This window comes from Pseudoduganella sp. R-31 (genome assembly GCF_049913235.1).
In the GTDB taxonomy this organism is placed as follows: domain Bacteria; phylum Pseudomonadota; class Gammaproteobacteria; order Burkholderiales; family Burkholderiaceae_D; genus Rugamonas.
In genome coordinates this window covers 2,543,902-2,560,963 of sequence record NZ_CP183986.1, presented here as the reverse complement: position 1 = coordinate 2,560,963, position 17,062 = coordinate 2,543,902, and the positions used below count along the sequence as shown (strand labels likewise).

18 protein-coding genes are annotated in these 17,062 nt (G+C 60.4%); 17 read left to right on the top strand and 1 reads right to left on the bottom strand.

Features of this window, described 5'->3' with window-relative positions:
* Positions 1-53: 53 nt before the first annotated feature.
* From ACN9MY_RS11660 to ACN9MY_RS11605, 12 genes are all read left to right on the top strand, one after another.
* Positions 54-1,451: an L-cystine transporter gene (locus ACN9MY_RS11660; protein ID WP_426170806.1), complete on the top strand. Its 1,398-nt coding sequence runs from the start codon at positions 54-56 to the stop codon at positions 1,449-1,451.
* Positions 1,452-1,460: 9 nt separating this feature from the next.
* Positions 1,461-1,955, top strand: coding sequence for a GNAT family N-acetyltransferase (locus ACN9MY_RS11655; RefSeq protein WP_426170804.1), 495 nt, complete (start codon positions 1,461-1,463; stop codon positions 1,953-1,955).
* The gene (locus ACN9MY_RS11650; RefSeq protein ID WP_426337375.1) at positions 1,949-2,404 is read left to right on the top strand and encodes a type II toxin-antitoxin system RatA family toxin; all 456 of its coding nucleotides are present in this window, start codon (positions 1,949-1,951) and stop codon (positions 2,402-2,404) included. Before ACN9MY_RS11655 ends, ACN9MY_RS11650 begins: the two co-directional genes overlap by 7 nt.
* An 85-nt stretch (positions 2,405-2,489) precedes the next feature.
* Positions 2,490-2,933, top strand: coding sequence for a TIGR02594 family protein (locus ACN9MY_RS11645; protein WP_426170801.1), 444 nt, complete (start codon positions 2,490-2,492; stop codon positions 2,931-2,933).
* Positions 2,920-3,456, top strand: a complete 537-nt coding sequence (locus tag ACN9MY_RS11640) for a YcxB family protein (protein ID WP_426170799.1) — start codon at positions 2,920-2,922, stop codon at positions 3,454-3,456. The genes ACN9MY_RS11645 and ACN9MY_RS11640 overlap by 14 nt, the downstream gene beginning before the upstream one ends.
* Before the next feature lie 32 nt (positions 3,457-3,488).
* A complete protein-coding gene (locus ACN9MY_RS11635) occupies positions 3,489-3,800 on the top strand; it encodes a hypothetical protein (protein WP_426170798.1) in 312 nt (103 codons plus the stop codon).
* Between the two features lie 344 nt (positions 3,801-4,144).
* Positions 4,145-4,714, top strand: coding sequence for a PEP-CTERM sorting domain-containing protein (locus ACN9MY_RS11630; protein ID WP_426170796.1), 570 nt, complete (start codon positions 4,145-4,147; stop codon positions 4,712-4,714).
* A 31-nt stretch (positions 4,715-4,745) separates the two neighbouring features.
* Positions 4,746-8,285 carry a pectinesterase family protein gene (locus tag ACN9MY_RS11625; protein WP_426337374.1) on the top strand — a complete coding sequence of 1,180 codons (3,540 nt, stop codon included), beginning with the start codon at positions 4,746-4,748 and terminating at the stop codon, positions 8,283-8,285.
* 215 nt (positions 8,286-8,500) lie between these two features.
* Entirely contained in the window at positions 8,501-9,265 is a 765-nt protein-coding gene (locus ACN9MY_RS11620) for a histidine phosphatase family protein (protein WP_426170793.1), read from the top strand.
* Complete coding sequence (locus tag ACN9MY_RS11615; protein WP_426337373.1) at positions 9,262-10,188, top strand: NAD(P)H-hydrate dehydratase; 927 nt, start codon at positions 9,262-9,264, stop codon at positions 10,186-10,188. Before ACN9MY_RS11620 ends, ACN9MY_RS11615 begins: the two co-directional genes overlap by 4 nt.
* 12 nt (positions 10,189-10,200) lie before the next feature.
* Positions 10,201-10,560 (top strand): hypothetical protein, encoded by a 360-nt coding sequence (locus ACN9MY_RS11610; RefSeq protein ID WP_426337372.1) that lies wholly within the window; start codon positions 10,201-10,203, stop codon positions 10,558-10,560.
* A 15-nt stretch (positions 10,561-10,575) separates the two neighbouring features.
* Entirely contained in the window at positions 10,576-10,926 is a 351-nt protein-coding gene (locus ACN9MY_RS11605) for a hypothetical protein (protein ID WP_426170789.1), read from the top strand.
* A 46-nt stretch (positions 10,927-10,972) separates the two neighbouring features.
* Here the strand turns inward: ACN9MY_RS11605 and ACN9MY_RS11600 are convergent, their stop codons facing one another.
* The gene (locus ACN9MY_RS11600) at positions 10,973-13,276 is read right to left on the bottom strand and encodes an alpha-amylase family glycosyl hydrolase (protein WP_426337371.1); all 2,304 of its coding nucleotides are present in this window, start codon (positions 13,274-13,276) and stop codon (positions 10,973-10,975) included.
* A gap of 980 nt (positions 13,277-14,256) precedes the next feature.
* Between ACN9MY_RS11600 and ACN9MY_RS11595 the strand changes: the two genes are divergently transcribed.
* The 5 genes from ACN9MY_RS11595 (at position 14,257) to ACN9MY_RS11575 (ending at position 17,053) form a co-directional block, all read left to right on the top strand.
* Entirely contained in the window at positions 14,257-14,463 is a 207-nt protein-coding gene (locus tag ACN9MY_RS11595) for a hypothetical protein (RefSeq protein ID WP_426337370.1), read from the top strand.
* A gap of 81 nt (positions 14,464-14,544) precedes the next feature.
* The gene (locus tag ACN9MY_RS11590) at positions 14,545-14,925 is read left to right on the top strand and encodes a hypothetical protein (RefSeq protein ID WP_426337369.1); all 381 of its coding nucleotides are present in this window, start codon (positions 14,545-14,547) and stop codon (positions 14,923-14,925) included.
* A gap of 89 nt (positions 14,926-15,014) precedes the next feature.
* On the top strand, positions 15,015-15,308 hold the full coding sequence (locus tag ACN9MY_RS11585; protein WP_426337368.1) for a hypothetical protein: 294 nt from the start codon (positions 15,015-15,017) through the stop codon (positions 15,306-15,308).
* 455 nt (positions 15,309-15,763) lie between these two features.
* Complete coding sequence (locus ACN9MY_RS11580; protein WP_426337367.1) at positions 15,764-16,258, top strand: hypothetical protein; 495 nt, start codon at positions 15,764-15,766, stop codon at positions 16,256-16,258.
* A 336-nt stretch (positions 16,259-16,594) separates the two neighbouring features.
* A complete protein-coding gene (locus ACN9MY_RS11575; RefSeq protein WP_426337366.1) occupies positions 16,595-17,053 on the top strand; it encodes a hypothetical protein in 459 nt (152 codons plus the stop codon).
* Positions 17,054-17,062: the final 9 nt, after the last annotated feature.

The following is a 17,062-nucleotide window of genomic DNA, read 5'->3' as shown; positions in this document are numbered from 1 at the left end:
ACACCAATTCAATTAGAATCTGTCGATTCCAGAATATAAGCCGCCGACCCTACATGAACCTGCAAGTGATCCTCAACCTGGCCGTCGCCGCCATCGTGCTGGCCTTCCTCGTCATGCAGCAGAAACGCCATGCCAGCTTCACCGTGCGCGTGTTCAGCGCGCTGGGCCTGGGTGTTGTACTGGGCGCCGGGCTGCAAACCTTGTACGGCGCCGGCAGCGACATCGTCAAGGTGACCGGCCAGTACCTCGATATCGTCGGCAGCGGTTATGTCAAGCTGCTGCAGATGATCGTCATGCCGCTGATCATGGTGTCGATCGTCTCGGCCATTCTCAAGCTGCGCAACGCCAGCTCGCTGGGCAAGATCAGTGCCCTCACCATCGGCACCCTGATGCTGACGACCACCGTGGCGGCGGCGATCGGCATCCTGATGGCCAAGGTATTCGGCCTGAGCGCGGCCGGCCTGGCGTCGAACGCGGCGGAAGTGGCGCGCGGCGCCTACCTGGAAGGCAAGCTGGCCGACGCGCAGTCGATTTCGCTGCCGAACATGCTGCTCTCCTTCATCCCGAGCAACCCCTTCCTCGACATGACCGGCGCGCGCAAGACGTCGACCATTGCGGTGGTGGTGTTCGCAGTGTTTATCGGCGTGGCCGCCATCGGCATCGCGGAGAAAAAGCCCGAGCACTTCACTTCCTTCGACCATGCCGTGCACGTGGCGCACACCATCGTGATGCGCATGGTGACGCTGGTGCTGCGCCTGACGCCCTACGGCGTGTTCGCGCTGATGGCACAGGTGGTATCCAGCTCCAGCTATGCCGACATCCTGAACCTGATCGGCTTTGTCGTGGCTTCCTACTGCGCCCTGCTGCTGATGTTCTGCGTGCACCTGGCGATGGTCAGCGCAAGCGGCCTCAATCCGCTGCGCTATACGAAGAAGATCCTGCCGGTGCTGACCTTCGCGTTCACGTCCCGCACCAGCGCAGGCTCCATCCCGATGAGCGTGCAGACCCAGACGCAGCGCCTGGGCACGCCGGAAGGCATCGCGAACTTCGCCGCGTCGTTTGGCGCCACCATTGGCCAGAACGGCTGCGCCGGCATTTATCCCGCCATGTTGGCCGTGATGATCGCGCCGACGGTCGGAATCGATCCTTTCACCGCCTCGTTCCTGGTACCGCTGCTGGCGATCATCACCATCGGCTCCGTCGGCGTGGCCGGCGTTGGCGGCGGTGCGACCTTTGCGGCGCTGATCGTGCTGTCCTCAATGAACCTGCCGGTGGCCTTGGCAGGCCTGCTGATTTCGATCGAACCGCTGATCGACATGGGCCGGACGGCGCTGAATGTCAGCGGCTCCATCGCCGCCGGCACCGTCACCAGCCGCGTGATGGGCGAAACGAATATGGCGGCATTCGCCAGCGACCAGGAGTTGCAGGTCGATTCCCAGGCCGCGGCGTAATCCGTCAATATGACGTCGACCTTACGCATTCGCCAATACACACCTGCTGACGCTCAAGCCGTCATCGATGTGATCCTTCCGATCCAGCAATCCGAGTTCGGCATTCCGATCACGCTCGAAGCCCAGCCCGACCTGCTGAACATTCCGAGCTTCTATCAGCACGGCGCCGGTGGCTTCTGGGTGGCCGAGCATGGAGGCGCCATCGTCGGCACCATTGCCCTGCTGGACATCGGCAGCAGCCAGGCCGCCTTGCGCAAACTGTTCGTCTCGCAATCCCATCGAGGCGCCGAGCATGGCGTGGCCAGGCATCTTCTCAATAGCTTGCTCGAATGGTCGCGCCTCCAGGGGATCGACAAAGTCTATCTTGGAACAACCGATGCATTCGTCGCGGCACATCGCTTCTACGAGAAGAACGGCTTCACCGAAATAAACCAGTGCGAATTGCCTCCTGCCTTCCCGGTAATGGCAGTCGATACCAGATTCTACCTACGCTCACTATGCTGATACGTTACGACTTCGAAGTCAGCGCAAGTGCCGAATACCTGTTCAAGCTCACCCAGGACTACGACCTGAGGGCAAAGTGGGATCCTCTCACGACAGAGGCATTCCTGGTCAATGCGACGGACGCTGCGCAAGGCGAACTGGTTCGCTGCACTGCGGCCAATGGCCTTAGCATGGATACGGTCTACGTGTCCTACCAGCCCAACAAGGTTGCGGCCGTGAAGCTGATCAAGGGCCCATACATCTTCGATAAATTTGCCGGCGGGTGGAATTTCAAGGAACTCGGCCCCGACAGGACCAGGGTTCTTTTCTCATACAACATCACGACCAAGCCGCGCTGGCTATCCTGGCTGCTGACTCCAGCGGTAGTGTTCTTTTTCAAGCGAGAGACGCGCAAGCGTATCGCCGCGCTTCAGCAGTATGCGGCAGCGAACTATCGTAGCCAACTCTGAGCTCAGAGGCAGAGTACAGCAGTACTACTACGCCCTCTATAGCAAAAGCACGACGCTGGCTAGAATTTAATCCTGACCTGTTAAGTTGACCGCTCAATTGAACACTCCACCTTGGCTGGCAATCGCTATCGGCGAATTGGGGATCGCAGCATACCCCGTCGGTTCGAGCAACCCGCGAATCAATTCATACCACGCAGGCACCAATATCGAAGGTTACGATGACAAAGTGTCCTGGTGTTCATCGTTCGTCAATTGGTCGTTTGCACAAGCGGGCATTGCCGGTACGGCGTCTGCTCTCGCCAGATCGTGGCTTGAGTGGGGTGAGGAAATTGAACGTCCGGTACCTGGTTGCGTTGCAGTTCTTTGGCGAGATGATCCGGCCAGCTGGAAAGGACACGTAGGCTTCTATTTGAGGGAAGACCAAGAATTCGTTTACCTCCTCGGAGGTAATCAGCTTGGACAGGTACGGGAACACTTCTATCCAAAGTCCATGGTTCTCGCCTACAGGTGGCCCAGTGGCCTCCAATAATATGTCCCATCAAGCCACGCTCACCTATGACAAACAACTCCTCCGTCGAGCAGTGCTGGCGTTCTGGCGCCGGTCAGTCGGCATAAGCCTTCCTTTGGCACTATCATTCGCCACCATTGCCTTCGTGTGGCTGCTCGTTGAAGGTGAATCGTCCTGGTTCATTGGCGCCCTTGGCGCCGCTCTGGCGTTTGCCTTTGCCATTGTTCTGGCAATCTATGTGGTCCACTATCGCAGCGTGATGGCAAAGCTGCATGACATGGGAAGGCCGCAAGCGGTCTTCACTGCCGACGCATCGACGTTTTCAGTTTCGTCGGGCATTGGAAGCTCCACCATGCAGTGGTCATCGGTTGTCGAAATATGGTGTTTTCCCGGCTTCTGGCTTCTGTTGTTTTCCAAGGCGCAGTTCATCACAATGCCTCTTGAAACGGTCTCGCCGGAAATGCAGGTATTCGTGCTGAGGGCTGTTCAAGCTTCAGGGGGCAAAGTGATTGGCTTCACGGCCAAATTCGAGAATGTAGCCTGACGCTTCAGGCACGTATCTGTATCGAGGACCACATGCACGAATGGATTACTCTCACCAAGGTATTCGGAAGTTCCCTGCGCAATCCGACAATAGCGGAAATGGAAACCGCGCTTGACGAGCTCTTTGAGAAAGCCGACGCCGACCACCCCGATGCCTGGATTGAATGCGGGTCGGCGTCTGGCCCGCTTTATAGCATCTCGATCTTTTCGAATGGCTATGCGCTCTACACAAAGTATTCAGACTCGGATATGTCGGAAGTACTGGAATCAACGAGGCTCTCGCCAGTTGATCGCGAAGGCGCACTTGTCTTATGGTCCAACCTGACTCAAGGCCGGACACCATGAGGCATGACGCTGACATTAATGCTTCCCTGTCATGCGAAAGTTAATGCTCGATAGGCGTGTCTTGCAGCCCCCGGGTTATGCGGAACGCTCTTGCTTGCTTGTCTGGTACCGCTTGCCTTGGCTTAAGCACTGCTACGTCCTGTGGTTGCAGCCGCTGCGCTGCGGGCGATGACACCTTCGTGGCGTGGAGTGTTGAATGGTCGCGACAGAATGACTTGTATTTCCGCGAGGCAACGTGGTCTGACCGCATCACATTTGGCCTGATTGATTGAAATATTGGTCAGGCCAATATAAGATCGACAGTGCCGATCAGGCACGCCTATTCAGCCCCACCGGAGCACACGATGAGAAAAACCATAATGGAGACATTGGTGGCTGCCGTACTCGCCACCGGAATTGCGCACGCAGCACCGTTACCTTTGCAGGATGCCGTCATCACCGCCACCTACAACGGCTCGCCCGACACCATCGTCGGCCTTGACCACCTGTTCCAACCCGAACCGGGCGCCAACACCACCGCCCTTGATCCAACCGGCACCGGCGTCGAATTCCTCAGCGCCGATGCCATGTTCGGCTTCGACTTCGACGCCAGCGGCCTGTTGACCGTGATCGCAAATAACGCGGTCACGCCGGGTACATACCAGTTCCACTTTGACTTCGGCAGCACCCTGGCTGCACCGTTGACCGCCTTCAAACTGCTTGACGCCAGCGGCATCGGCGGCTTGCCCATCCTGTCGCTGGGCGCCAACGGCAACTCGATCGACATCGACCTGAGCGGCACCACCTGGACCGAATTTGCCAGCATCACGGCCCAGCTGGATGCCACCGCCGTGCCGGAACCGGGCAGCGCTGCACTGATGCTGGGCGGCCTTGCCGCGCTGGCGGCAGGCCGCCGCCGCACACGACGCAGCTGACACTGTCCCCCTTTCCCCCAAGGAGAATCTTATGGAACTCAAAGGTTTCAGGATCGCGCTCGCCCTGCTTGCAGCGTTATGCCTGCCCGCGCAGGCGGCCGACGATCCGGCGCGCGTCGCCGCCCCGGCCGACGGCTGGGCAAGCCAAGCTGGCGGAACCGCCGGCGGCTCAGCCGCCATCGCTTCGCAAATCTACAGCGTGAGCAATCGCGCCCAGTTGGTCAACGCCATCAATAACGGCGGCATCAATCCCAAGATCATCAAGATCACCGGCACGATCGACATGACTGAAGGCGTGCCTTACGCGAACACGGGCGACCAGGCCATTCGCGGCGCGATCCGCTTGAAAAGCAATACGACCCTGGTCGGTGCTGGAGCCGGCGCAGGCATCGTCAACGGCCATATCCAGCTTGTCGGCGTCTCGCAAATCATCATCCGCAACCTGAAGATCGTTGCGCCCTGCGACGTGGGGCCGGTGTGGGACCCGAACGACGGCGCCAATGGTGCATGGAATTCGGCCTATGACGCGATCGGCGTTTCAGGCTCCGACCACGTCTGGATCGACCACAATACATTCACTGACGCTCCGATGACGGACAACCTGCTGCCGATCGAAAACGGCCAGCTGAAACAATGCCACGATGGGGCGCTCGACATCACCAACGCATCCGACTACGTGACAGTGTCGTACAACGTGTTCGGCGAGCACCACAAGAACAACCTGATCGGTTCGGGCGACGGCGCCACAGCCGACGAAGGCAAGCTGCGCGTCACTTTCAGCAACAATGTCTTCCGCAACGTGTCCAGCCGCGCACCGCGCGTGCGTTACGGCCAGGTCCACCTGTTTAACAACTATTTCACCGGCAGCCGAGATGCCGCGGTGTATGCGAACCTGTACAGCATCGGCGCCGGCTACAACTCCAGGATCCTGTCGCAATCGAACGTGTTCGACATCACCGGAGCCCAGGGCTGCAGCAATATCGTGGTCAATCCGGGCGGCGCCGCCACCGGCGCCTTCAAGGACAGTGGCTCGCTGCTGAACGGCACCCTGCTTGGAGGATGCACCATCAACAATAACGTGACGTGGACGCCGCCATATACCTACAGCGTGCGCCCTACCTCCCTGGTGAAGGCCAACGCGCTGGCGCAGGCCGGCGCCGGCAAGCTGTCCATCAGCATCAGCGGCACGGGCGACACCAGCGGCACGCCGATCCTTACCCGGAGCTGCCCGCCGAGCGGCCTGTATTTCTGCGACGACTTCCAGTCCGGCACCTCCGCCAACTGGGATTTGCTGCCCGTGGCCGGCGCGAACGGCAGTTTCAGCGTCAAGGCGGAAGCGGTCGGCGCGACGAATATGCTGATACAGTACACCGCCGCCACGACCGGCGGCGTGCTGGCCCTGCTAAAGCCAGCCGCCATGGCCAATGTGCCGAGCGGCGACTACTTTGTCGAAGCGCGCATCAAGCCGCAAACCAACAGCACCACCGGCAACAAGCAGCTCTACCTGATTACGCGCTACACCAACGCCAGCAACTGGTACGGCGCCGGCCTGAATGTCCAGAACGCCAACACCAGCACCCAGGTTGAAATCGCCAGGATGCTGAATGGCGCGCTGACCCGCCCCAAGCAAGTGCGCAAGCCAATCAATATGGATTCGGTGTTCTATACCGTGCGCTTTGAGATGATTGGCAGCACGCTGACGGTCTATCTCGATGGCGAATCGCTTGGCTCCGTGACCGATACTACCTTCAGCGCGCGCGGGCTGGTCGGCCTGTACACCGCCAACAAATCCTTCCAGATCGACGACGTGCGGATTGGCGACCCAAGCCTGAAGCCCGCGCAGCTGACGCTCAATCCCGCCACCACGAGCTACACCGCCGAAGCGGGCGACGCGCCGCTGCAATTGGCTGTTACCGCCGTCAAGCCCGATGGATCGGCCGACAGCTATAGCGCCAGTTCCAGCAACCCGGCGGTGCTGGCAGTCGGCATCAGCGGCAACACGCTGGCACTGACGCCGGTCGGCGCCGGCAACGCCACGGTGCGCGTGACCAGCGACAGCGACCCGACGCTGGTACGGTTGATCAGCGCCACCATCGGTGCGCAATTCGTGCAACCGACGCAAACCTACACCCTGGCCGACCGCGCCTCTCCCGCTGCGGCACAGGGCGAGGCCCAGGTGGACGCCAGCCTGCGCCTGGCATTCGACAGCACGCCATCACTGGGCAGCAGCGGCACCATCCGCATCTTCCGCAAGATGGACGATGCGCTGGTCGATGTGATCAAGCTGTCCGGCGAGAGCGATGAACTGGGCTACCCCGGCCAGGCGGCAGTACGCAAGGTAAATACCCATCCGATTACGATCAACGGCAACGTCGTGACAATCAAGCCGCACAACGGCAAGCTCGTTTACGCAACCGAATACTACGTTGCGATAGCGAACGGCGTATTCAATGGCGCCACGCTGGGTGGTACACCCTTCGTCGGCATCGGCAAGCTGGGTAACTGGTCCTTCACGACAAAGGCTGCGGCTCCGGCGGGCCCGGACCTGGTGGTCGGAGCCGATGCCGGCAGCGACTTCGCCACCGTCCAGGGAGCGCTGAACTTCCTGATGCAGAACGTGGACAAGGCCACGCCAGCCACGGTCACGGTCCGCAACGGCAGCTACAACGAACTGCTCTACCTGCGGGGCAAGGACAACGTCACCCTGCGCGGTGAAAGCCGCGACGGCACGGTAATCCAATACACCAACCACGACACCCTCAATCCCGGCACCGGCGCCAGCCAGGCTCCAGGCACCAGCGCCACTGCTGGGGGTGGACGTTCCGTCATGCTGGTGGAAACCTCGGACATGCTGCTGCTCGACACCCTCACCCTGCGCAACACCACCCTGCGCGCCGCCAACATCTCGGCACAGGCGGAAACGCTGTACTTCAACAACGACAACGGCCGGCTGATTGCGCGCGACGCCGCCTTCTACAGCGAACAAGACACGTTGAACCTGAAAGGCTGGTCCTGGTTCTACCGCACGCTGGTGGCGGGCAATGTCGACTTCATCTGGGGAGGCAGCCACGCAGCCCTGTTCGAAGAAAGCGAAATCCGCTCGGTCGGCGACACTACCAGCGCCAGCAGCGGCGGGTATGTCCTGCAAGCGCGCGTGCCGAATGCCAGCGACAAAGGCTACGTCTTCCTCAACAGCCGCCTGACGCACGGCCCCGGCCCTGGCCCCGCGCACGGCGACGTGCCAAACGGCGCCACCTACCTGGCACGCAGTTCAGGCAACGCAAGCGTATGGGACAACATCGCCTTCATCAACTGCCAGATGGATAGCCACGTTGCGCCAGTCGGCTGGGCCGGTGCCGGCGTCAACGGCCAACCCGCGCCCAGCCCGGCCGTGCCCAATGCCGGCAGCGGCTGGCGCGAGTACGGCAGCACCGACCTGTCCGGCGCCCCACTCAACCTCGCCACGCGCGTCGGCGGCTACCAGCTAAGCGCCACCGACGTCGCTGCCGGCTTCGCCACCCGCGCCCAACTCTTCGCCGCCTACAACAACGGCGCCGGCTGGAACCCCTAAGCCGCCCCACCAGCCGAGCCCGTGTCACACCTTGGGGTCACACCCCGAAAGTGACACGGCCTCGACTACGGCTTGGCTGAGCCCGTGTCACACTTGGGGTGTGACCCCAGGGTGTGACACGGGCGCGGCTGTAATTCTTGCTGGCGGGGATTGTGTGCCGCCCTGCCATCGCATCGCTTACCATAGGCTTTTGGCTATCCACCGAAAGGTATGCGATGGAGCAAAAATGGCCGCAACAGATCTGGCTTGTGCGCCACGGCCAGAGTGCCGGCAACGTGGCGCGTGATGCTGCCACGGCTGCCAATGAGTTGCTGATCGACATTGCCGAGCGCGATGTCGATGTCCCCCTCTCCGAACTGGGCATGCGCCAGTCGGACGCACTGGCGCAATGGTTCGCGGCCTTGCCCGCCGGGCAGCAGCCCAATGTCGTGCTGTACTCGCCTTACCTGCGCGCCCGCGCGACGGCGCAAGCGGTGCTGCAATGCCTCGGCCCTGAGGACATGCTGGCCGTGGTCTCCGATGAACGCCTGCGCGAAAAGGAATTCGGCATTACCGATCGCCTGACACCACTGGGCATCTCTGAGAAATACCCCGACCTGGCGGCACAGCGCAAACACGTCGGCAAGTTCTACTTCCGACCGCCAGGTGGCGAGAGCTGGTGCGATGTGATCCTGCGCCTGCGCAGTGTGCTCGACACCATCACCCGCGAATACCGCCGCGAGCGCGTGCTGATCATCGGCCACCAGGTGATCGTGAACTGCTTCCGCTACCTGGTCGAGCGGCTGGATGAGGAAACCATTCTCGCCATCGACCGCGCGGCCGATGTGCCGAATTGCGGCGTGACCTCCTACCAGTTCGATCCGCAAGCGGGCAAACGCGGCAAGCTGGTGCTGGAGCTGGAAAACTTCGTCGCCCCGCTGAAAGACAGCGGCACCCCCGTCACCGACAAGCCGGACGTCCCGGCCGCGCCGAAACCATGAGCAACGCCGCCCCGATCGAACTGGCTCCCGCCCTGCTGCGCGATTGGCCCTTGCCGCAACCCGGCTTCGATGGCGACAAGGAGGTGCGCGGCCACGTGCTGGTGGTTGCCGGCTCGGCGGAAATGCCCGGCGCCGCCATCCTCGCCGGCGAAGCGGCCCTGCGCGCCGGTGCCGGCAAGCTGACCATCGCTACCGCTGCCAGCGTGGCGCCGCAAGTGGGCGCCGCCATCCCCGAAGCACGCGTGATCAGCCTGGGCGAAACCGCGGCACACGGCTTCCAGGCCGACAGCGCGCGCCGCCTCGCTGAACTGGCCGGCAAGGCTGATGCCTTGCTGGTCGGCCCCGGCATGGAGGACGAAGCCAGCTGCGTGGAACTGGTGCACCAGCTGCTGCAGCGCTTCAGCGCCATTCCCATCGTACTCGATGCCATCGCCATGTGCGCGGTACATCCGCGTGGCGAGCCGCATTTGCTGGACGAAGCAGTCGATTGGGAGCACTTCCGTTTTTCCACGCCTGTACTGCTGACACCCCACGCCGGCGAACTGGCGCGAGTGACGGGCGGTGTGCGCGGCAATATCGAGCGGGAGCCGCATGGCGCCGCGCAAGCCGCTGCCGACCGCTGGAATGCCGTCCTCGCACTGAAAGGTGCTACCACGGTGCTGGCGACGCCGGACGGCAAGCTGTGGCAACACCAGGGCGGCAATGCCGGCCTGGCCATTTCCGGTTCGGGGGATACCCTGGCCGGCATCATCGCCGGGCTGCTGGCGCGTGGTGCTTCGCTGGAACAGGCTGCGGCCTGGGGCGTGGTGCTGCACGCGGCCGCCGGCGAGCAACTGGCGCTGCGTTGCGGCCCACTGGGCTACCTGGCGCGTGAAATTGCAGCCGAAGTACCGGCATTGTTGCGGGTGCTGGCTGCCCAATAAAGGAGATTCAAGATGAACACCATGAGCAAAGCAGGCGCCCTGTTGCTGGGCGCAGTCCTGGCCGCCGGCCTGGCCGGCTGCAAAAACCGCACGGAAGACACGACGCCTGCGCCGGTAACTTCGCCAGAAACAACAACGCCAACGCCGCCGCCGGCAACCCCTGCCCCGGCACCCGTGACGCCAACCACGCCACCGTCCGACTCCACGACGCCAGCACCAGACACCACGACAACGCCAGCAAGCGGAGCCACGCCAGGAACCAGCGGGACCAGCGGCACGCAAGGCACCACAGGCGCCGCCCAGCCGCCGTCCACTGTGCCCGACAAGACAGACCAGAAGGACATGCAGCGCGATCGACGCCCAACTTATTAGAACGGAGGCCCTGCCATGCCGATTCTCCGCCATGCGGGCGCCCTGATGCTGGGCGCCCTGCTTGCAGCCGTCCTCCCGGCCTGCAGCAAACATAACGCCGAAAGCCCTGCCAACCCGCCAACAGGCATCGGAACCCAGACCACGCCGGATACTGGCGGCACCGGTACCGCACCAGCGCCAGCAGCCGCGCTTCCCAGCCCGCCTGCCACCGGCGCCGGCAATTCGACCAGCGGCGCCAGCGGCGGCAGCGCCGCCACCCAGGGCACGCAGCCAACGGCCCCCGCCAGCGGCGCGACGCCTGCGACCAGCCCGGCCAACACACCGGGAACGTCAACGCCGCCCAGCGGCCAGCAACCAGGCCGATAGCGGAACGCCGGCGTCACAGCGTCGGCGTTTTACCCATCCAAGCTTTCTACTTCGCAATCAGCAGCAGCAAGCCGCGGCCACAAACGCCGTAGACATAGTTTTCGCCGCCGATGAAGTCTTCCGCGCCTGGCGTGCGAACCTGGCCGGCGCCTTCGGCCCAGGTGCAAGTGTCGGTCACGCGGTACCAGCTCTTGCCCGAACCCGGCCACGGCAGCGTGTAGTTCACATTGCCGCTCCAGCCGTTGTAGGAAACATAGACGGCGGAAGCGCTGTCGCCAAATTCACTGCCGTCGATGCGCCAGGCAATCGCGTGGTTATTGTTGTCATTGAAATACGTCGCATCGGCCACTGCACCATCCGGCCTGAACCAGCGCAGTTGCTCCATCACGTTGCCGTTGCCGTCCGTCGATGAATAGAAGTTCGCAGGACGCAGCGCCGGATGCGCTTTGCGGAAGGCGACCAGGCCTTTGGTAAAGGACTGGAAATTGGACTGGTCCGCAGTCCAGCTCCAGTTCTGCCACGAAGCGACGGAGTCCAGGTTGTAGGGATTATTGTTGCAGTTGACGCTGCGAAGCGACTCGTCACCGCCCACCATCATCGGCACGCCACCCGACAACAACATCAACGCCATGCCGTTGCGCGCGGCCTTGCGCTGCTCGCCCGCAACGCCACCCTGGTCCCAGCTGTTGTTATTGTCCTCGCCACCATCGCTTGGGCCATAAGGCCAGGCCTGGGAATTGTTCTTCGAATTGCAGCTATACAGATCCTTGAGCGTGAAGCCGTCATGGGCCGTGATGAAGTTCACCGAATGCCAGGGCTTGCGTCCATCGTCGCCATACAAGTCGCTGGAACCCGCAAAACGCGTGGCAAGCGTGCCGGGGGTGATGGCCACCTGCCCCATCTTGTTCTGGTCCTGCCGGATCACATCGCGGTAGATGCCGTTCCATTCTGCCCAGCCAGCCGGGAAGCCGCCAACCTGGTAAGAGTTGCCGCCGATTGCCCATGGTTCTGCGATGTGGTCAACACCGCTGCCGCCAGCGGCCGCGCGTGCCGGCAGCTCCGCCACGATGCGGTTGAGCGCATTGCCGCTATCCATTTTGTCGAAGTTGTAGCAGCCATGCTGGCAAGTGTTGCCCAGCACCGAAGCCAGGTCGTAGCGGAAGCCGTCCACTCCCAGCATGTCGCGCCAGTAAGCCAGCGAATCGACGATCAGGTTCTGCGCCACCGTGTTGCGTGTGTTGTAGTTGCCGCCCACGCCGGTGTTGTCCCAGGAATTCTGGAAGTCGCTGGTCAGAGAATAATAGGTTGGGTTATCGAGCCCGCGCATGCCATAGATGTTGTAGGTGGTCTTGTCGCCGGCATTCCACTGGCCGCCCTCGCCAGTGTGGTTATAGACCACGTCGATATACACCTTGATGCCGTTGTCGTGAAAGGCTTTCACCATCTCCTTGAACTCGCGGGTCGGGCCGCCGGCCGTCCGGTCGTAGCTGTAACGTCGGTCCGGCGCAAAGTAGTTCAGGGTCATATAGCCCCAGTAGTTGTCGCCCGTGTTTGAATTCGGATCGGCATCGTTGGTGTCATTCTGGGTTTCCTGCACCGGCAGGAATTCGACCGCGGTCACGCCAAGGCTTGCGAGATATGGCGCTTTCAACCCCGCGCCCTTGTAGGTGCCGCGATAGGCGGCCGTGATGCTGCCGTCGTTCTTTGTCAGCCCGCGCACATGGGCTTCGTACACGATGTCGTCCTTGAAAGCGCGCGTGGGCTTGGTGCCGATCGATTGCGCATCGCCCTGCAGCACGATGCCTTTCGGAGCACTGCTGCCGCTGTCGATGTTGCGGTATAACGCGCCGCTGGCGTAGATCGTGCCGTTGCTCATGGTGGCCGTGGTCGGATCGTGACTGATCTCCAGCGCATAGGGATCGATCAACAGCTTGTTGGGATTAAAGCGGTTGCCATTGGCGTCGACGTCCGCGATGAACCCGGTTGATGAGCCCTTGGTCCACGCCGCGTTGTAGGGCCAGTTCGGTCCCCAGGCGCGGTAGCCATAGTAGACGGTGCCTGTGATGCCGTAGCCGGCCAGTTGGCTGCTGGTGACGTTCAGGCTCCAGATACCTCCCGTGCCGAGGGTCATCGGCAAGCTGACTTTTTCCTGCTGGCCGGTGGCGGCGCCATACAGGTACAGGTCAATGCGGGTGGCACGGCTGGAGTAGATCTTGAAGTTGATGCTGGATTTCGTGGCGTCATAGGCGGCGCCGAGATTGTTGGCATTGATAGCGGCTTGAACGACGAGCGGGCTGCCAAGCATGGCGCAGCCCAACGTCGCCAACCCGAGGGCACGGCGAACTTTCATATAGTCTTCCTATTTTATTGGTTTATGTACTTCCACTACGTAACAGCGAATCGATTTTGCTCCTTAGCTCTTGTTTACTCAACCAAGCTGAATTGGTGCGACGTAATTCAACTACACCCATCTTTTTTGCTCGCCTTCAGCCGTAGTTGCCTTCGAAGCCTACCGATCGACGCTTTTTATCTAAGTTTGGGAGGTTTTGTGCGCGCAGATTGCCAAAACCTGGGGCTTGGCATTGCATTGATTGCCAATCAACGGCATTATGAAATTTCTTAAAACGTTAATTTGACGTCGACTTTACGTTGGTCATCGCTGTGAACATGATGCGCGCTTCGTCCTCTACGCTTGGCACCTGGGCCGCTGGCAAATCTGCTAGCGCGGCTCATGCCGGCGTTTGGGCCGCTGGCAGTTCTCAGTTTGGTGGCAGGGGCTTGCAAGCGCGGTTCGCCGCTGTTCGTGCCGGCGCATTCGCGGACACGCTGTTGGCTGCGCCTTCTCGGCCAGTTCACGCGCGTGTCCAACATCTAGCTCAACCGGACGGCTACAGCGCTGCGCGCTTCCGCCGCCGGTTAGCACCACGTTGGTCATCGCTTTGAACATGATGCAGACTTCAGCTCTTACTTCTGGCGCTTGGGCCGCTGGCAAATCCGCCAGCGCGGCCAATGTCGGCATTTGGGCCGCTTGCAGTTCTCAGTTTGGTGGCAGGGGCCTGCACTCGCGGTTCGCCGCTGTTCGTGTGGGCGCATTCCCGGACACACTATCGGCTGCGCCTTCTCGGCCAGTTCACGCGCGTGTCCAACATCTAGCTCAACCGGACGGCTTACGCGCTACGCGCTCCAGCCGCCGGTTAGCACCACGTTGGGCCAACTAACTCTATGGCAATCGCAAGAAAAGGCAGTCGTCGCGTGGTTGTTGATTCCATACCCTATCGATGGACTGTTCGGCCACGCCCCACTTATGATCAGGCACTTGCACAGGCCGGAATGACTTTCGCTGTAGATCTTGAAAACGGCGGACTGACTACGCTGTTGGTGAAGCTCAATGTAGTTCGCCCAGACAATTGGATGAATGAAGATTTCGTTCCAATCACTCCAGTTGTGGTCGAACGGGCGATTCGACAGGCCCTGACCAAAGGCTGGCAGCCGACCAATCGAGGAGGAGCATTTGAACTCGCATACGCTTTGGAATAGACCCAACCATTCCGTCAACCGGACCTACGCATCGCTTCGCGATGCTGCAGCCGGTTACGTCCAACGTTGGGCCCTTCAGCCATGACCATTGATGAAATCGAAGTGTTTAGAACTGCTTGCGCCACCGCAAAGGATCGAAGCTGGGCATGGCGACCGCCATTTTTTATTGGCTTCGATGCAGGTGAGTGGCAAGTTCAAGCTGAGAATGAATCGATCATTCGGATCAACGGCGAGAATGGGCGGGTCGTAGACGAATCGGACAGACTAGAACCCGCGCTCGCGTTGGTGATTGCTCGTGAATACGCAAATGCCAATTCCTTGCGTTGGAAGCCTGCATTTACGTTGCAAATTAATGAGGAAGGTTGGGAGGTCGGGTGTTGCCAAAGCCAGTTCGGTGGCCAAACCTACATCATGGTATGTCACAGCGGGAAAGCTATTCGTCACTGGATCAACCCCAAGTGAGCACTTGCCTAAAATCGCCCAACAATTCCGTCAACCGGACCTCCGCATCGCTGCGCGCTGCTGCGGCCGGTTACGTCCAACGTTAGACCATGCCCGATACTGATACCTGGCCAATTCTTCGACAAGGCACTTGGCTCTATGATGGCTCGGTGCCGGTCGAAGTTCGAGTTCTCGAAAGTGCAGAGTTTTGGGGCTCTGGCGACTACGAGGATGATGAAGATGTTCGCGAAGATCGCGAGGAACTTTGCTATTTTCTTGCATACGAAATGGCGGGGGCTCCTGGCGTATTCTGCAACCTCATTCCAAACCTTGTGACGCTCGATGCTGCGATTGCGCATGCCGAAACGAAGTTCCCTGGCATTCATTGGGAGAGGACGCAATGATTTTGCGCGAAAAGTCTAACCTTCACGTCAACCGGACCTCCGCATCGCTGCGCGCTGCTGCGGCCGGTTACGTCCAACGTTATGCATCATGAGTAATCGAACATTCGCGTGCCTCCATTGCCGCAAACTTCAACGCAAAGATCAAAACATCGAGGCTTTCTTCTGCCCGCTTTGCGGTCGCGAGAGCGTTCGTGTGCATTGGAAGCTCCATGTCCCGTCTCCGAAAAAAACAAAGAAGTGGAATTCTTTCTGGGATCGTTACTTGTACGAGCTGCGCCAGATCGAAGAGTTCAAGCACAACCCCAACATATCTGAGATTCGCTTGCCGCTCCTTAACCAGGTATTCCGTCGCCAAACCCGATGCCCCTTACAATGACGCTTTGGCATAACCTCCAGTTCCAACGGACGCCTACCGGCGCCGCTGAACAGCCACGTTGGGCCAATACGGTAGCGCTATGAACATCTCTGATCTACAAAACTACTTTCGAAGCCTATCGGACTCTGAACGAACAGAGCTCGAAGACGAAGGCCTTCGTGTAGACGAGTTGCTTGCGTCGAGCGGTTATGATGCGTCACCGTTTGGCTACGTCACTTTTGCGTCAACTGGTGGCAATGGCGTTCAGTTCAACGTCCCACTTGGTGACGTCGGCCCCATTGTAATGACTGTTCCTATGGCCTTTGATGGGCCAAATATCGTTGTCGGAGCGAACATTGAGGAATTCCTCGCTCTTGGCTGCGTCTACGGGTACTTCGGACTGGAACAGCTCGCATACAATATGGAAGGCGCAATTCGCGCAATCCAGACTGCCGAAGATCAAAGCGCAGCGCTAAGTAAGTTGTCGCATCAATTCGGTCTGGAGCCCTGGCCGGCCGTTGGAAAACGTCTCGACCAGCTAAATCCGCCCAACCATTCAATCCAGCGGACGCCTGACGGCGCCGCTGATCGGTAACGTTGGTCATCGCTGTGAACATGATGCACGCTTCGTCCTCTCCGCTTGGCTCCAAGGCCCACTGCTCGGCCTCCGTGACTATCGGTGGCGATTGGGCCGCTGGCTGCTCCCAGGTCGGTGGCAGGTGCCAGCATGCGCGTTTTGCTCCGGTTCGTGTTGACGCATTCGCGGACACGCTATCGTCTGAGCCTTCTCGGCCAGTTCACGCGCGCGTCCAACATCTAGCTCAACCGAACGACTTACGCGCTGCACCCTCCAGCCGCCGGTTAGCGCCACGTTCGGCGTAGAAATTCGCATGAAACCGATTGAACGATATTCACTTCAAGTGCTTCCCGCTTGGTACCCTTTCAGAGCGTTCAAACGCCGGTTGGTTCGCGATGGAAAACCAACCGGGTGGTGGTCGATGGAGATGAGATTGCCGCACAGTTTTTGTGCGGCGCCTTCACCATTTTTGTTACAAACTACGACTACTTTGACGGCGTGAGTACTTGGTTTCATCTGATTGACGACGAGGGAAGAATCCGAGACATCGTGTCGACTCCTGACTACTTCGGGTTCCTTCAAGATGTTGAAAGCCCGGCCGAACTTGAGCTGAATTTCAGGTTCTACGGCACAAATGATCAATGGAGCCTGCGCATTTGCGAAAGACCTGTTTGGTCCTTCCGAATTGGTGACCTACGTTCTCGCGTAAGCCGTTTTTTGTTTACTCAAAGGCGCCTTATGCTTGGCTGCACAAAAGGCGAGCCGTGGCTTTTTCAACCTGCCGACGCCGCTGCTTCGCAGCGTCGCCGCTGAGCTCGACGT

What these genes read in the sequence shown, in the direction of transcription:
- ACN9MY_RS11620 (WP_426170793.1), top strand. Translation starts at nt 8,501, where the DNA reads ATGGAGCAAAAATGGCCGCAACAGATCTGGCTTGTGCGCCACGGCCAG.
- ACN9MY_RS11625 (WP_426337374.1), top strand. Translation starts at nt 4,746, where the DNA reads ATGGAACTCAAAGGTTTCAGGATCGCGCTCGCCCTGCTTGCAGCGTTA.
- ACN9MY_RS11635 (WP_426170798.1), top strand. Translation starts at nt 3,489, where the DNA reads ATGCACGAATGGATTACTCTCACCAAGGTATTCGGAAGTTCCCTGCGC.
- ACN9MY_RS11595 (WP_426337370.1), top strand. Translation starts at nt 14,257, where the DNA reads ATGACTTTCGCTGTAGATCTTGAAAACGGCGGACTGACTACGCTGTTG.
- ACN9MY_RS11650 (WP_426337375.1), top strand. Translation starts at nt 1,949, where the DNA reads ATGCTGATACGTTACGACTTCGAAGTCAGCGCAAGTGCCGAATACCTG.
- ACN9MY_RS11660 (WP_426170806.1), top strand. Translation starts at nt 54, where the DNA reads ATGAACCTGCAAGTGATCCTCAACCTGGCCGTCGCCGCCATCGTGCTG.
- ACN9MY_RS11580 (WP_426337367.1), top strand. Translation starts at nt 15,764, where the DNA reads ATGAACATCTCTGATCTACAAAACTACTTTCGAAGCCTATCGGACTCT.
- ACN9MY_RS11615 (WP_426337373.1), top strand. Translation starts at nt 9,262, where the DNA reads ATGAGCAACGCCGCCCCGATCGAACTGGCTCCCGCCCTGCTGCGCGAT.
- ACN9MY_RS11590 (WP_426337369.1), top strand. Translation starts at nt 14,545, where the DNA reads ATGACCATTGATGAAATCGAAGTGTTTAGAACTGCTTGCGCCACCGCA.
- ACN9MY_RS11630 (WP_426170796.1), top strand. Translation starts at nt 4,145, where the DNA reads ATGAGAAAAACCATAATGGAGACATTGGTGGCTGCCGTACTCGCCACC.
- ACN9MY_RS11585 (WP_426337368.1), top strand. Translation starts at nt 15,015, where the DNA reads ATGCCCGATACTGATACCTGGCCAATTCTTCGACAAGGCACTTGGCTC.
- ACN9MY_RS11655 (WP_426170804.1), top strand. Translation starts at nt 1,461, where the DNA reads ATGACGTCGACCTTACGCATTCGCCAATACACACCTGCTGACGCTCAA.
- ACN9MY_RS11605 (WP_426170789.1), top strand. Translation starts at nt 10,576, where the DNA reads ATGCCGATTCTCCGCCATGCGGGCGCCCTGATGCTGGGCGCCCTGCTT.
- ACN9MY_RS11600 (WP_426337371.1), bottom strand. Translation starts at nt 13,276, where the DNA reads ATGAAAGTTCGCCGTGCCCTCGGGTTGGCGACGTTGGGCTGCGCCATG.
- ACN9MY_RS11610 (WP_426337372.1), top strand. Translation starts at nt 10,201, where the DNA reads ATGAACACCATGAGCAAAGCAGGCGCCCTGTTGCTGGGCGCAGTCCTG.